13 protein-coding genes are annotated in these 15543 nt (G+C 57.3%); 9 read left to right on the top strand and 4 right to left on the bottom strand.

Annotated elements, in window-relative coordinates; all coding sequences use genetic code 11:
• Positions 1-4 precede the first annotated feature (4 nt).
• Entirely contained in the window at positions 5-1591 is a 1587-nt protein-coding gene (locus tag M6F29_RS09620; RefSeq protein WP_298159074.1) for a DHA2 family efflux MFS transporter permease subunit, read from the bottom strand.
• Between the two features lie 238 nt (positions 1592-1829).
• Here M6F29_RS09620 and M6F29_RS09625 point away from each other — a divergent pair, with 238 nt between their 5' ends.
• Genes M6F29_RS09625 through M6F29_RS09640 form a run of 4 tightly spaced genes read left to right on the top strand, consistent with a single transcriptional unit; the run spans position 1830 to position 7077 of the window.
• On the top strand, positions 1830-3116 hold the full coding sequence (locus tag M6F29_RS09625) for a nucleotide sugar dehydrogenase (protein WP_366525991.1): 1287 nt from the start codon (positions 1830-1832) through the stop codon (positions 3114-3116).
• Positions 3113-4141: an SDR family oxidoreductase gene (locus M6F29_RS09630; protein WP_298159079.1), complete on the top strand. Its 1029-nt coding sequence runs from the start codon at positions 3113-3115 to the stop codon at positions 4139-4141. The genes M6F29_RS09625 and M6F29_RS09630 overlap by 4 nt, the downstream gene beginning before the upstream one ends.
• Before the next feature lie 21 nt (positions 4142-4162).
• Positions 4163-5407, top strand: a complete 1245-nt coding sequence (locus M6F29_RS09635; protein WP_298159084.1) for a pyridoxal-dependent decarboxylase, exosortase A system-associated — start codon at positions 4163-4165, stop codon at positions 5405-5407.
• A complete protein-coding gene (locus M6F29_RS09640) occupies positions 5404-7077 on the top strand; it encodes an asparagine synthetase B family protein (protein WP_298159086.1) in 1674 nt (557 codons plus the stop codon). The genes M6F29_RS09635 and M6F29_RS09640 overlap by 4 nt, the downstream gene beginning before the upstream one ends.
• 7 nt (positions 7078-7084) lie before the next feature.
• Here the strand turns inward: M6F29_RS09640 and M6F29_RS09645 are convergent, their stop codons facing one another.
• A complete protein-coding gene (locus M6F29_RS09645; RefSeq protein WP_297455721.1) occupies positions 7085-7528 on the bottom strand; it encodes a hypothetical protein in 444 nt (147 codons plus the stop codon).
• Positions 7529-7690: 162 nt separating this feature from the next.
• On the opposite strand from M6F29_RS09645, the gene gstA reads away from it, so the two are divergent.
• Entirely contained in the window at positions 7691-8296 is a 606-nt protein-coding gene (gene gstA, locus M6F29_RS09650) for a glutathione transferase GstA (RefSeq protein ID WP_297496649.1), read from the top strand.
• A gap of 35 nt (positions 8297-8331) precedes the next feature.
• Here the strand turns inward: gstA and M6F29_RS09655 are convergent, their stop codons facing one another.
• Positions 8332-9228, bottom strand: a complete 897-nt coding sequence (locus M6F29_RS09655; protein ID WP_298159090.1) for a LysR family transcriptional regulator — start codon at positions 9226-9228, stop codon at positions 8332-8334.
• Positions 9229-9357: 129 nt separating this feature from the next.
• Between M6F29_RS09655 and M6F29_RS09660 the strand changes: the two genes are divergently transcribed.
• From M6F29_RS09660 to M6F29_RS09670, 3 genes are read left to right on the top strand one after another with little or no spacing between them, the layout of a single operon-like run.
• A complete protein-coding gene (locus M6F29_RS09660; RefSeq protein WP_298159093.1) occupies positions 9358-10392 on the top strand; it encodes an HlyD family secretion protein in 1035 nt (344 codons plus the stop codon).
• Positions 10382-11899 (top strand): DHA2 family efflux MFS transporter permease subunit, encoded by a 1518-nt coding sequence (locus M6F29_RS09665; protein ID WP_298159096.1) that lies wholly within the window; start codon positions 10382-10384, stop codon positions 11897-11899. The genes M6F29_RS09660 and M6F29_RS09665 overlap by 11 nt, the downstream gene beginning before the upstream one ends.
• Positions 11900-11904: 5 nt before the next feature.
• The gene (locus M6F29_RS09670; RefSeq protein ID WP_298159100.1) at positions 11905-13338 is read left to right on the top strand and encodes an efflux transporter outer membrane subunit; all 1434 of its coding nucleotides are present in this window, start codon (positions 11905-11907) and stop codon (positions 13336-13338) included.
• 34 nt (positions 13339-13372) lie between these two features.
• On the opposite strand, the gene M6F29_RS09675 is transcribed toward M6F29_RS09670, so the two are convergent.
• A complete protein-coding gene (locus M6F29_RS09675; protein WP_298159103.1) occupies positions 13373-14623 on the bottom strand; it encodes an MFS transporter in 1251 nt (416 codons plus the stop codon).
• 178 nt (positions 14624-14801) lie between these two features.
• On the opposite strand from M6F29_RS09675, the gene M6F29_RS09680 reads away from it, so the two are divergent.
• Positions 14802-15389, top strand: a complete 588-nt coding sequence (locus tag M6F29_RS09680) for a discoidin domain-containing protein (RefSeq protein WP_298159106.1) — start codon at positions 14802-14804, stop codon at positions 15387-15389.
• The last annotated feature ends 154 nt before the right edge of the window (positions 15390-15543 follow it).

Raw genomic sequence — 15543 nt, forward strand, 5'->3', positions numbered from 1 at the left:
AGTTTCAGTGTTTCTCCCGAACCGGTCGCTTCAGGGCATACACCACGGGGATGAAGGCCAGGGCCAAGGTGCTCAGCAAGCGAAAGTCATCCATGAAGGACAACAAACTGGCCTGTCTTTGCACGGTGGCATACAGCAAGGCATGTGCCACCGCCACCGCATGATTGCCGACCCCCGCCAGTTGATGAATCACGCCCGCCAACCAGGCCTGGGTCGCTGTGGAGGAGTCGGTCAAATTGGCCGTCAGAACGCTTTGATGACGTTGTGTCCCGCGCGTCAGCCAGGTCTGAACCAGGGAGATGCCAAAACTCACCACCAGATTGCGCGACAAATTGATGATGGCCGAGGCATTGCTGCTCTTGTCCGGGGGGACCCACGTGTAAGCAGCCGCATTGACGGGAACGAAAAGAAACCCCAGCCCGATCCCCTGCAGGATTCTCAACGTCGCCAGAGACCAGTAATCCGCCTGCAAATTCATATGGGAAAAAAGATACAGAGCCACCCCGTTGCACAACAACCCGAAAGCAATCATGTGCCGGACATCCACCTTGTTGATGGCCCATCCCACAAAGGGCAATACCAGCAACACGGTCAATGCGCCGGGCGACAGCAACATTCCCGCCTGGGTAGCCGAGTAACCCATCAGGGTCTGGACCCATAGGGGAAGGAGCACCGTACTGCCGAACAGGATGAAACCCACCAGAAACATCAAGACATTGCTGAACAGAAAATTTCTTTCCTTGAGCAGGTTGAAATCCACCATCGGATAATGCTGACGGGTTTCCCAAAAGGGCAGGATGAGCAGCGCCAAGGTCGAGAGCGCCGACATCAGCATGATGAAGGGCGATGAAAACCAGTCGTCCTGCTGCCCCCGGTCCAGCACCACCTGCAAACAGCCAAACCCCACCGACAACAACACGAACCCTCTCCAGTCGACCTTGAATCCCTGGCGCCGGAACTGTATGCTCTGTTCAACCAGCGCCGGAGGATCCGACAATAGCCGCCGTGACAGATACAGGGACAGGAGCCCCACGGGGACGTTGATCAGAAAGATCCAGCGCCAGGAAAAGGTATCCGTGATCCACCCTCCGACGGTCGGACCAATGGCCGGGGCCAGAACGGTGGTGATGCCATAGACCGCGAAGGCCATACCCCGCTTCGACAGGGGGAAACTGTCGGTCAGGATGGCCTGGGAACTGGGCTGCAATCCCCCGCCCCCGATGCCCTGCAGGGTACGAAACACGATCAGGGCGGTCAGGTTGGGGGCCAGACCGCACAGCAAGGAACTGACGGAAAACATGGCCACGCAGAACAGGTAGAAACGGCGGCGACCGAAGAGCGTGGACAACCAGCCGCTCATGGGCAGGACGATGGCGTTGGACACCATATAGGAAGTCAATACCCACACCGCTTCGTCTTCGCTCACGGACATATCCCCGGCAATGTGACGCAACGCCACATTGGCAATGGAAATATCGAGGACCTCCATGAAGGTCGTCAAAGCCACGGTCACGGCCACCCACCACGGGTTGATCAGTTCTCCACGAAAATTACGGGGGGGAGAAAACGCACCCATCGAGGAAGCCGCCATTCAAACAGGTCTCCGTATCACGCCAGGCCATCAGTGAAATTCGGGCACGATTCCACCGCTCGTCCCGAAACGCAAAGTGTCACGTTAACACAAAGCAGACGGGGATTGAGCATCCCCACTGCATGCGTTGTTCAACTTTCCCAACTTGTTCCAAATTTTGGGTAGCCTAAATATCCGCGTATGGGTTATCCTCACGACTTAATCGATGGATCACTGTTCAGGAGGAATCATGTCCGTGGTGGGCGAAGAGAGGATCATTTCCGTGGTCGGCCTGGGTTATGTGGGCTTGCCCGTGGCCGTAGCCTTTGGCAAGGTACGCCGAACCATCGGCTTTGACATCAATCCGGTGCGCATCAGGGAACTGTGCGCCGGCTATGACCGGACGGGAGAAGTGGAAGAAGGAGACCTCGAGAAAGCGGACATCCTGTACACCGACCAGATCGACCAGCTCCAGTTGGCCAATTTTCATATCGTCGCCGTCCCAACCCCCGTCAACGATGCCAACCAACCCGACCTCTCCCCCATGTTGAAGGCCTCGGGAACCGTGGGAAGCGCCCTGAAGAAGGGAGATATCGTCGTTTATGAATCCACAGTCTACCCCGGAGTCACGGAAGAGGAATGCGTCCCCATCCTGGAAGCGAAATCCGGTCTGAAATGCGGGCTCGACTTCAAGGTGGGTTATAGTCCCGAACGGATCAACCCTGGGGACAAGGAGCACACCTTTACCAAGATCAAGAAGGTGGTGTCCGGTCAGGATGCCGAAACCTGCGAAATCGTCGCCCGGGTCTATGAATCCGTGGTCACGGCAGGCGTCCACCGTGCGCCCTCCATCAAGGTGGCCGAGGCCGCCAAGGTCATCGAGAACACGCAACGGGACCTGAATATCGCCTTGATGAATGAACTGTCCCTGATCTTCGACCTGATGAACATCGACACCAATGCCGTGCTGGAAGCCGCCGGAACCAAATGGAACTTTCTCAAGTTCAAACCGGGCCTGGTGGGCGGTCACTGCATCGGGGTGGATCCTTATTACCTCACCCACAAGGCCGAAAAGTTGGGTTACATTCCCCAGGTCATCCTTTCCGGGCGACGCATCAACAATGGCATGGGAAAGTTCGTGGCCCAACGCTGCGTCAAGGAAATGGTCCATGCCGGGCACGTCATCTCGGGCAGTCGTGTCACTGTCCTGGGCCTCACCTTCAAGGAAAACTGTCCGGACCTGCGTAATTCCAAGGTCATCGATATCATCCATGAATTGCAGGATTATGGGATCGAAGTGCAGATCCACGATCCCCTGGCGGATCCCCACGAGGCCGAAGCGGAATACGGCGTTTCCCTCACCCCCACCGCCACCCTGAAACCTGCGGCAGCCGTCATTCTGGCCGTGGCCCACGATGAATACCGAACCCTCCAGGCCGAGGGAATACTGGCCCTGATGGGTGACTGCCCGGTCCTGATCGATGTCAAGGGTCTTTTTTCCCGTGACGACTTCTCTCACTCCAACCTGCGTCTCTGGCGGCTATGACCCCACACTACGACCTCGTTCAAAACAGACTCCAGGAAAACCCGCGCTGCTGGGCCATTACCGGCGTGGCGGGCTTCATCGGGTCCAACCTGCTCGAAGCCCTGCTCCGACTGAACCAGACGGTCGTGGGACTGGATAACTTTTCAACCATCGACGACCGTAATCTGGAGCAGGTCCGGAAACTGGTCGGAGAATCCCGCTGGAAAAACTTCACTTTTTTCAAGGGAGACATCCGCCACCTCGACGATTGCCAGCGAGTCTGTGACGGGGCGGATATCGTGTTGCATCAGGCAGCCCTGGGCAGTGTTCCCCGTTCCATCGAGGACCCTCTGACCACCCATGCCAGCAACATCGACGGGTTCCTCAACATGCTGAGAACGGCGCAACTCATGGGGATCGAACGCTTCATCTATGCCGCGTCGAGTTCCACCTACGGGGATCATCCCGGACTTCCCAAGAAAGAGGAGATCATCGGCAATCCCCTCTCCCCCTATGCCGTCACGAAACTGGTCAATGAACTCTACGCACAGGTCTTTGACCGGGTCTATCGGTTCAAGGCCACCGGTCTGCGCTATTTCAATGTCTTCGGCCCCCGCCAGAATCCGGAAGGGGCTTATGCGGCCGTCATTCCCAGATGGTTCGGTGGATTGTTGAAGGGGAAGCCGATCGACATCAACGGCGATGGGGAAACCAGCCGTGATTTCTGTTATGTCGACAATGTCGTTCAAGCCAATATTCTGGCGGCCTGTACGGAACGACCCGAAGCCCTGGGGCAGGTCTACAACATTGCCTACGCCGAATCCACCACCCTCAACCAGTTGTATGCGCTGATCTGCGCCCAACTGAAGCAGCGCACGCCAGACTGGGCGATACCCAGCCCCCGTTACCGCGATTTTCGGGCAGGAGATGTTCGCCATTCCCTGGCGGATATTCACAAAGCCCGGCAACTTCTGGGTTACGAACCCCGTTTCTCGGTCAGGGAAGGATTGGAAAAGGCCGCAGACTGGTACGCGCACAATCTGTGAGTTCGCGTTCAGCCGCCCATCATGAGTAAACCCGCCCATCACCCTGCCTGTTTCGCCATGGGGTCGGGCAACGCCCTGTCCATCGGCGGAATCGACCTCCCGCGCCTGGCCCATCAAGTCGGCCAGACCCCCTTCTTTGCCTATGACCGCACCCGGATTTTCAACCGTGTGCAACACTTGCGGTCCGTGCTGCCCGAAGGAATCCACCTGCACTATGCCATCAAGGCCAATCCCATGCCGGCCGTGGTACAGTTTCTTGCCACCCAGGTGGACGGTCTGGATGTGGCCTCCGGTGGAGAATTGGGCGTAGCGCTGGATACCCGGACCCCGCGCGCCCAGATCAGTTTTGCCGGCCCCGGCAAATCCGCCCACGACCTTCTGATGGCCATGGCTGCGGATGTCGTGCTCAACCTGGAGTCCGAAGGAGAACTGGCGACGGTCCTCACCCTGCGTGAACGGCATGGCTACCGCCCCAAGGTGGCCATCCGGGTCAACCCGGATTTTGAGTTACGGGGCTCCGGTATGCGCATGGGCGGTGGCGCCAAACCCTTTGGTGTGGATGTGGAACGGGTCCCCGCCATGGTCCGCCGCATCCTGGCCTCCGACCTGTCTTTTCAGGGCTTCCATATTTTTAGCGGGTCACAGAGTCTCAAGGCGGACGCACTCATCGAGGCCCAGAAAAACACCGTGGACCTGGCCATTCGTCTGGTGCAGGACAGCGGATGTCCCCTCCCCACCCTGAATCTGGGCGGGGGCTTCGGGATCCCCTATTTTCCTGGGGAAGCCCCTCTGGAACTCGAGCGGGTCGGAGAAGCCTTGCAGCACCTGTTGCCGCACCTGCGACGGCAGTTGCCCGACACCCAACCCGTCATCGAACTGGGCCGCTACCTCGTCGGCGAAGCAGGGGTGTATGTGTGCCGCATCCTCGACCGCAAGGTTTCCCGGGGCCAGACCTTCCTCATCACCGATGGGGGGTTACACCATCACCTGGCGGCATCCGGAAATTTTGGGCAGGTCATCCGCAAGAATTATCCGGTATCCATCGTCACCCGCAAACACTCCCCAGCCCTGGAAGAAGTTTCTGTGGTAGGCCCCCTGTGTACCCCGCTCGACCTCCTGGCTGACAAAATGACTCTGCCCCAGGCCGAAGTGGGTGACCTGGTGGTGATCCACCAGTCCGGCGCCTATGGCCCGAGCGCCAGCCCTGCGGCCTTTCTGGGACACCCTCCGGCCCGTGAAGCATTGATCGGAGACGTGTGGCCATGACCGCACCGGCACTGTTTTTTGGCCATCCGCGCTTTCAGGAACCGGACCTGACCGAAATTCTCCGCACCCAGGGGCCGGAGAGCGCCTGGCGCGAAGCCTTTCGCCGTCATGGCCCCCAGGCCCCCAATCAGGTTCAGGGAGATTTTGCCGTGGCTTTTTCACCGGCGCCGGGCAAGATATTCATGGCCGTGGATCGCTTCGCTCGCCATTCATTGTGCTACCGCATCGAAGATGCCTCGACTCTCCTGGTGGCCGCGCGCGCCGATGAAGTCGCCGCATCGCCTTTGTCGATAGACATGCAGGCCATTCATGACTACTTTCATTTTCACGTCATTCCCGCGCCTCGCACCATCTTTCAGCAGGTGCTGCGCCTCCCTGCCGCGCATTACGGTTTGTTCCAGAAGGAACAACTCACGGTCGCCCCCTACTGGGTACCCCGCTTCACCTCAGCCGACCCCGCCGACTTCTCCGCCTTGAAGGAAGAGTTTCTGGACATTCTGCACAGTTCGGTTCAAAGCCAGTGCCATGACAGCGGCCAGACCGGTTGTTTTCTGAGCGGGGGGACCGACAGTTCCACCGTAGCGGGGGTATTGACCCAGCACCTCGGGGAAGGCGTACCCACCTACTCCATCGGCTTCGACGCGGAAGGGTACGATGAAATGGCCTACGCGCGCATCGCCGCCCGTCATTTCAAAACACGGCACCACGAGTATTACGTCACCCCGGAAGATCTGGTCCAGGGAATTCCGCGCGTCGCGGCCTACTACGACCAGCCCTTTGGCAATTCTTCCGCCCTGCCCGGCTTCTACTGTGCCCAACAGGCCCGACAAGACGGGATACAACGATTGCTGGCAGGAGATGGCGGGGATGAATTATTCGGGGGGAACAGCCGGTATGCCAAACAGAAACTGTTTCACGCCTATACCCGCCTGCCTTCCGCTCTGCGCCGGGGACTGCTCGAACCCCTGGCCCCCCTTTTCAACCGACTTCCTCTGGTACGAAAACTGGGCAGTTATATCGACCAGGCCAGGATCCCCATGCCGGACCGGATCACAGCCTACGGGCTTCTGGAACAGATTGGCACGGAGAACATTTTTTCCGAACAGATTCTCTCCCGGTTTTCACCGCTGGCTTCCCGAACGCTGGAGCGGACGGTTTGGCGGGAAACCGGAGAAGCGGATTTCGTCAACCAGATGCTGGCCTATGACTGGCGCTTCACCCTGGCTGAAAACGACTTACCCAAGGTCTGCGGGACCTCGGCCCTGGCGGGGATCGAGGTGGGTTTTCCCCTGCTGGACGAACGATTGGTGGATTTTTCCCTGAAACTCCCGCCCCATTACAAGGTCAACGGTCTCAAACTGCGCTGGTTTTTCAAGGAGGCGTTGCGGGGGTTTCTGCCGGACGAAATCATCACCAAGCAAAAGCACGGCTTCGGTCTTCCCTTCGGCGTATGGGTGCTGCGTCACCCCCCTCTGCATCGGCTGGCCGAATCCTCCCTGCAGCAACTGGCCGAACGCGGGCTGATTCGACCTGCCTTCGTGGACCGGCTGCTCCAGCAGTATCTGCCCGCTCATCCGGGGTTTTATGGGGAAATGGTGTGGATCCTCCTCATGCTGGAACAATGGTTCCAGGCCCACGCCAACCACTACCAGTTCACCCCCTCGGACTGAGAATCGATCAGTGCGGCGCGCCTGGCGGTGCGGCAGGAACGGTACGCCAGGGTTCGGGGCAGTTCTGCACGTAGGGGTAGTAGCCCTTGGCAGAGGCGCAGTAATACCAACTGTTGGCGGCCGTTTGCTGACGCTGTCCCGGGGGCGGTGGCGCCATGGACTGGGAAGATTGTTGTCGCGGCGGCTGCGCCTGGGGGGGAGAGGAATAAACCACCGGTTGCTGCTGAACCACCACGGGGGGTGCTGCGTAAACGACCGGCGCAGGATAGTAGGGATAGGGATAAACGCGATAGGGATTGGCCAATTCCGCCCCCACCAGGGCACCGGTCGCCAGCCCCATCATTCCCCAACCCCAACCCCAGCCACGATCCGCCTGTGCGGGTCCCGCCCCCAGGACAGCCCATACCCCCAATCCCAGAAGGACCATTCGTATCGGTTTCACACTCATCATGGAATCTCTCCCCATAAACCCAACGCCCACCGAACCGGTAGACTCGATGAACGTCCAGAAGTTCCTGCCCCCCGCTGCATCGAAGGACCTTGTCAAATTCGTACGAACGCATACAATGTACCCTACGCTTCCGATTTTACTCCGATCTCACAAGGATGATCCATGAAACTCTATTTCAGCCCCGGGGCCTGTTCCCTTTCCCCGCACATCGTGCTGCGCGAACTCGGTCTGCCCTTCGATCTGGTCAAGGTCAACCTGCGCTCCAAACAACTGAGTGACGGTTCCGACTTTTGCGCGATCAACCCCAAGGGGTATGTTCCGCTGCTGATTCTGGACGATGGAACGAAACTCACCGAAGGCCCGGCCATCGTTCAGTATCTGGCGGACCTCCGGCCCGAATCGGGTCTGGCCCCCGCCAATGGAACCCTGCCGCGTTATCAACTGCAGTCCTGGCTCAACTTCATTTCCACGGAACTGCACAAGCAATTCAGTCCGCTCTTCAATCCCACGTTCCCGGACACGGTCAAGGACTTCCAGAAAGAGCGTCTGGCCCTGCGCTTCGATCAACTCAGCGACACCCTGAAAACCCAGGAGTACCTCATGCCGGGTGGATTCACTGTCGCCGATGCCTATTTGTTCACTGTCCTAGGATGGGCCCATCCCATGGGCATTTCTCTGGAACGTTGGCCCGAACTCCAGGCCTATCTGGCGCGGATTCAGTCCCGACCCTCGGTTCAGGCAGCCCAGCAGGCAGAAAAAACCCTGTAAATCCCAACACGGCTTTCTCCGCGCCTGAGGCGTTCTCATCCATGAAGATGGTCTTTCAGAAACTGGATGAAGGCGCGCAGAGGCGCGGACAGTTGGTGTCGCCCCGCATAGTAGAGGTAATAACTGTGAGAGGGGGGTGACCAGTCGGTCAATATGGGCACCAGCAGACCGGTACGGATCTCTTCCTCGACATAGGCTTCCAGCACATACCCGATCCCGATCCCATCTTTCGCCGCCTTGACCATCAGATCGACATCATTCACGATCAGGGGGCCCTCCACCGCAATTTCAATTTTCTGCGCCGACTTTTCGAATTCCCACAGCATCACCTGCTGATTGGCCAACCGATAACGAATGCAGGCATGGTGTTGCAATTCCTGCGGCGAAGTGGGCGCCGGATGACGCGCCAGGTAATCCGGTGCTGCCACGGCCATGATGCGCGAGGGCCGGCTGGCCCGTACCTGCAACATGTCGTGGGCGATTCGCCGGCCATAGCGAATCCCGGCATCGAAGCGTCCCACCACCAGTTCGCTGGTGGTATTGTCGACGGTGATATCCAGTTGAATGGCCGGATATCTGATCAGGAATTCCCTCAACAACGGGGCCAGAATCAACTGGGCAGGAACGGTCGACACGCTGAGGCGCAGCGTGCCCATGGGGGTGTCACGAAAATCGTTGAGGGATTCCACGGCCGCAGAAAGGGCCTCGAAAGCAGGGCGAATCCGGTCCAGCAGGCGTTCCCCCGCTTCTGTCACCGAAAGACGGCGGGTCGTACGGTGCAACAGACGGACCCCGAGGCGGGCTTCGAGCACACGGATCACCTGGCTCAAGGTTGAGGGCGCCATCTCCAGGGTAGCCGCCGCGCGGGTAAAACTTCCCTGTTCGACGATCATCATGAATGCCTTCAACTCCGCAAACTCATTGCCACGCATTATATTGTATTCCCACAGAGTGTATTCGGATTATGCGTCTTTATCCGGATAATACACTGGCCTAGACTGTCCTGCTGAGGAAACGAAGTACCTCCCTGCTGACTTGAAAGTGTGATCCTGGAGTTCTCCATGAATGACGAGAGCGGGGGCCAGAACTGGCTCAAGCGATACCGAAAACCCTTATTGGCGGCAGGCCCCCTGCTCCTCCTGATGGTTGCCGGGTTCCTGTATTTGAAAAATCTGAACCGGGTTTCCACGGATGATGCCTATGTCGTCGCCGCGCGCACGGACATCAGCGCCAATGTGGCCGGTCGGGTCATCAAAATCCTGGTCAGGGACAATCAGTTCGTGCAGGCCGGGGAAGTTTTATTCAGGCTCGATGAACGGGATTTTGCGCTGAATGTGGCAGAGGCCAGGGCGCGACTGGCCAATGAAAAACTTCAGGTGAGTTCGTTGAAGGCATCCTATCGGCAACATCAGGCAGAGGTCGCGGCCGCCGGGGAAACCCTGGCCTACCAGGAGAACGAACTGGATCGACAACGGCGTCTGGTCGCCCAAGGGGTTTCTTCCCAGGCGCAACTGGATCAGGCCCGACATGCCTACCTTCAGGCCACGCAGAAATTGCAGGCAGCACAACAGGAACGGGAAAATATTCTGACTGCCCTGAACTACCACCCCGACCGGAACGTCGCTGACCACCCGGCGGTACAACAGGCGCAAGCCGTGCTGGACAAGGCCCTGCTCGATCTGTCCTACACGGTGGTGAAGGCCCCCCAGGCAGGGATCGTTTCCAAGGTGGAACAATTGCAGGTGGGCGACTATGTGACGGTGTCAACCCCGCTGTTCGCCCTGGTCTCCAGACAAGACAGGTGGATCGAGGCCAACTTCAAGGAAACGGACCTGACTCACCTTCGTCCGGGTCAACCAACGACGGTGGAAATCGATGCATTTCCCGGCCGGACCTTCCACGGGCACGTTCAAAGTCTGAGCCCGGGCACAGGGTCCAGTTTTTCCCTGCTGCCCCCGGAAAATGCCACCGGTAACTGGGTCAAGGTCGTACAACGCCTGCCCGTTCGCATCAGCCTTGAGAACGGGGACTCTGACCAACCCCTTCCGGCAGGTCTGAGCGCCGTCGTGGTGGTGGACATCGGTCATGACCACTGAAACGACTTCGCTCAATCGACCGCTGGTTACGGCCTCGGTGATGGCCGCCACCATCATGCAGGCGCTCGACTCCACCATCGCCAATGTGGCATTGCCGAAAATGCAGGGAACCCTGGCAGCCACCCAGGACGCGATGGCCTGGGTACTGACCTCCTACATCGTGGCTGCGGCGATCATGATCCCCCTGACGGGCTGGCTGGCCCAGCGTTTTGGACGCAAGCCGGTATTTCTGATTTCGGTGACCGGGTTTACCCTCGCCTCGGCGCTCTGCGGGCTTGCCACCACCCTGCCTGAAATGGTTTTCTTCCGGTTGTTGCAAGGCATATCGGGGGCAGCCCTGGTTCCCCTATCCCAGGCCGTCCTGTTCGACATCAATCCCCGGGAAAATCATGGCAAGGCCATGGCCATCTGGGGAGTAGGCGTCACCATGGGCCCCATCCTGGGTCCGGCACTGGGCGGATGGCTGACGGATCAGTACAGTTGGCGCTGGGTGTTCTATATCAATGTGCCCATCGGCATCCTGGCTTATCTGGGTCTGTCAGCTTTCATGCCCAATACCAAAAAGATTGCCGGATCTTTCGATTTCTTCGGTTTTCTGACCCTGAGCATGGGGATCGGTGCCTTACAGTTGCTGCTGGACAGAGGGGAACTGAAGGATTGGTTTCATTCCGGTGAGATCGTCTTGTACGCACTGATCATCTGCATGGCATTCTACCTGTTCATCCTGCATACGCTTACCGCCGAACGCCCCTTCCTGAGCATTTCCCTGTTCAGGGATAAAAACTTTTTGACCTCCAACATCTTCATCTTCATCATCGGAGTCGTCCTGTTCGCCACCCTGGCCCTGGTGCCTCCCCTCCTCCAGGACGAAATGGGTTACCCCGTCATGCTCACCGGATTCGTGACGGCCCCTCGGGGCATGGGGACCATGATGGCCATGATGGTGGTGGGGAGATTGATCGGGAAATATGACATTCGGCTGATCATGGCGGTTGGATTGGGAATGACCGTCCTCTCGCTCTGGCAAATGATGCACTTCGATCTGTTGATGGACGAAAGTTCGATCATTTATACCGGACTCTTGCAAGGGTTTGGCGTCGGACTGTCCTATGTCCCCCTATCCACGGTGGCATTCAGTTCCCTGCCCCAGGTTCTGCGCAATGAGGGAACGGCATTTTTCAACCTGCTGCGCAATATCGGAAGTTCCATCGGAATTTCCATCGTGCAAACCTTGTTGACCCGCAATACGCAGATCAACCACGCCACCCTGGCGCAACACATCACCCCGTATACGCTGCATTCGCCAGCCTTCGGGACACTGAATCCGACTCACCCCTCGGGCATTCTGGCGCTCAATGGTCTGATCACCCGTCAGGCCGCCATGATCGCCTACAACGACGATTTCGAACTGATGATGATCGTGACGCTGGCCGTCATTCCCCTGTTGCTCCTGTTGCGCCCTGCCCGCAAAGCGTCACAGGACAGTGCGCAAATCATCGCGGAATAGCCCCCATGAAATTTCCTGTCCGCCGCCTGCCCTTGATCCTGACCGTCAGCCTGGCCGCCTGCACCGTGGGACCGGACTTCGTCCCGCCCAAGCTCACCCCAGCGGATCGCTATACCTCTCCCGCAGAACGGGTGGAACCGCCACCGGAGCGTGTGCTCGGCAAACAGATCGAATCCGAGTGGGAGACCGTATTTTCCTATCCGCCACTCAGCGCCCTGATCCATCGCGCCCTTGAAGACAACTACGATCTGACGGCGGCCCGGGAGACCCTGGCGCAGGCAGAAGAAGCCGTCAAGGCGCAACAGGGGAGCCTGATGCCGCAAGGGTCCATGAATGCCCTGGCGGGTCGGCAAAAATACGGGGTCGCATTGTTTGGTCCCTCCAATTTCGTGATCCCCCCCTTCAGTTACTATGAAGTCGGGCCGTTTCTGAGTTGGAGCCCGGATTTTTTTGGCGGGGGGAAACGCAGTGTGGAACGTCAGCAGGCACTGGCCACCTATCAGCACCGTCAACTCGATGCCCTGTATGTGGAACTGACGGCCAATGTGGTCGCACAATCGGTCCTGATCGCCGCCATGCAGGCGGAAATCACCACGGTCCAGCACCTGTTGAAGGCAGATGAAAGGATGTTGAGCCTGATTCAGTCCTCCTACGACTCAGGGATGGCCACGCAAGCCGACATTCTGAACGCCCGCAATCGGTTGGCAGCGGATCGTGCGCTGTTGCCGCCGCTGAAGCAGCAATACAGTTCGAATCTGCACACCCTTTCGGTATTGGTGGGCAAGGCTCCGGCAGACTGGCAACCGCCCACGCTGGTCTTTGATGACCTGAAAATCCCCGCATCATTGCCGGTCGCCCTGCCTTCGGAATTGTTACGCAAACGGCCGGACATTCTGGCGGCAGAGGCGAGTTTGCAGGTAGCCAGCGCCTCGCTGGGCGTGGCTACGGCCAATCAATACCCCGCATTGACGCTGACCGCCAACATGCTTCAGGAGGCATTGACCCCTTCAAACCTGTTCCTGGGCGCTGGCAACGCGTGGGCATTCGCGGGCGGAGTCTCCATGCCCCTGTTCAACGGCGGAATGCTCGAAGCAGAAAAACAGGGGGCCTTTCATGCGTACCAGGCCTCCCTGGCAGAATATCACCAGACCGTCGTTCAAGCCTTCAGCCAGGTGGCCGATGCCTTGACGGCGCTGGCCAACGACGCCGATGCCGTCAAGGCGATGCAATCCGTCGTGGACACGAGTCAGTCTGCGCTGGATCTCTCCATGAAAAGCCGCGCCGCGGGCAATACCGCCGATCTGGAGATCGAAGCAGCCCATCGGGCCCTGGCGCAGACGCAATTGAAACTCGAGGAAGCACTAACCCAGCAGTATCTCGACACCACCCGTCTGTTTGTGGCCTTGGGCGGGTCCCCGCTGAGCAAAAAAGCCCAGTGATTCTCTAAATCCTACAGCCCGGTCCCGGGGTCATTTACCGTTCATTCTGTCGATTTTTTGCGAATCCTCCAAACCGGTTCCCGACAAGATGCAGGATCCAGATGACCATAGACAACCCGCCAAGCAGCAGAAAGGTCTTGTCTCTTCCCCAGAATTTCATGGACTCACCCGACAAAAGTTGGCTCACTGAACCCCCTGCAGAAACCACCATTCCTGCGATTCCCTGAAGCAAGTTGAAGCGGCCGGTTCCTTTTCCAAACTCAGACACAAGAACGGGGAGAAGAACCGATAGGACTCCCATCACCATTCCGTCCAGAACCTGCCCGAGCAAAATACCTTCCATGGAAGTAGCCATAAAAAGAATTCCGCTCCTCAGAAACAAAAGTATGAAAAAGGCACTCAACAGAAACCGTGATCCAAATCGCCGGATAATGAACGGGGCCAGCAAGGAAAATGGGATCATGACCCCCTGTGTCGCAAGAACCAGTATACCCATCACCCTTCCCGAAGAGAGAGAGGAAATTCCCGAAAGTTTCTCTCCAGCCAAAGGAAGCATAGCCGTATTCGCGATGAAAAAAAGGAAAAGAAGGGAGAGAAAAAAGATCAGCGAAGGGGTAAATAGTTGGCGAATAGAACAAATTCTATCAACCCCTTCCGCTTCACGAGCCCTGAGCGGATCGATCTTGTGTCCGGGAACTCCAAGCAGGACCAATCCTGCAGCAAGAGCGGAGATTCCATAAAACGCAAAAATACTCACCGAAAGGGATTGGCTCGTTAAAAAAATCGCCGCCGCTGCTCCAAAAACAGACCCGGCATGGGTTGTCCCCTGGGCTTTTCCCATCACACTGGCAAAACGCCCATTGCCAACGAGTCCCATGGCGACCGAACTCAGAACTGGCACAATCCCTGCTTGGGCAACACCGACAAGAGCCTGGGAAAGAAGAATGCGTCCAAAAGAGGGGTTAGGTCCGCAAATGAGAAAACATCCTGCCGCAAACAAAGATACGAGCACAAGAAAGAATGCCCTTTTGCTCACAATCTGATCGGCCATGCTCCCGGCAATTGGCTGTGCTATGAGAGTAACAAGGCCGCCAAAAGCCAAAACCTCTCCCACCGCCACAGCTTTCCAGTGCTCGGACAGGAGCAGATAGACGGCCAGAAGAGGCATGATACCGGTCTGAATATCCCCGACAAGAAAATTGGCGGCAAAAAAAGCACCTCTTCCAGGAAATTCCTGACCGAAAAGACTCTTCCTTACCAGACCAAGAGAAGGGGGAAAAATCATTGGATGAAAGAGGGGCGGGACTCTGTCACACGTGAATTGACACACAAAAATTTATTTCCTCCCATCATTCCTCCTCACTTATGGCGTGGTGATAATCTTATCCACGGGGTCAGTATGGATTATCCTGATCTGTTATCTTGATCCGTTATCTTGATCTGTAGCGTACGGTATCGCACAGATGTCGTCACTGGATTGGATTATTTTGAAGAACAGGCAAAAATCCGACCTGAAGGGGGAAAAGATGGGCGGAAAGTTAAGGAAGAAGATTGTTCCATTCACAACGGTGGGGACCCTGCGTGCTCCTTTGGGTACTGTCGACATCATCCGCAACGCAGAGGTCATCGCCACCTCAGAATCAGAAAACTTCCCTCTGGATAATATCGTTGACGGCAGTATAGGGCCTGGGAGTTCGCAATGGGTGGCGGGAACCATTGGACTACAGACCCTCACATTCAAATTCGATACGGCTCAGAACATCACCAGAGTTATTTATGAAATCGAGGAGCAAGAAGTGGCGCGCACACAGGAAATCTGTTTTGAGGTTTCCAGAGATTCAGGCGCCCACTTCAGAGAAATTCTGCGCCACGAATACAATTTCAGTCCAGAAGGAAGCACCTTTCAGAGAGAGGAACTGAAGTTGGATCTTGATCAAATCACTGAACTGAAAATGATCATAAAACCGGACAAGGGGAATATTAACTGTCGGGCAAAACTCAATCATATCGAATTCCAAGTGCTTGGACAGCATATCCATATGGGCAACTAGAATTCAGACGTATCTTTCTGTTCCAGAAAAAGAAATTTCCCCGGAATTTTGGGTAGGGTTGGGAGGAGAGTACAAACAAAAAAGCACGGTCGCTGGGACGGTGCTTTTCTGGTTCCCTTCCAAAGCGGAAGGGAGGAATGGGGTGTCTGGCGGT

It is taken from the genome of Ferrovum sp. (genome assembly GCF_027317285.1).
Classification (GTDB): Bacteria; Pseudomonadota; Gammaproteobacteria; order Burkholderiales; family Ferrovaceae; genus Ferrovum.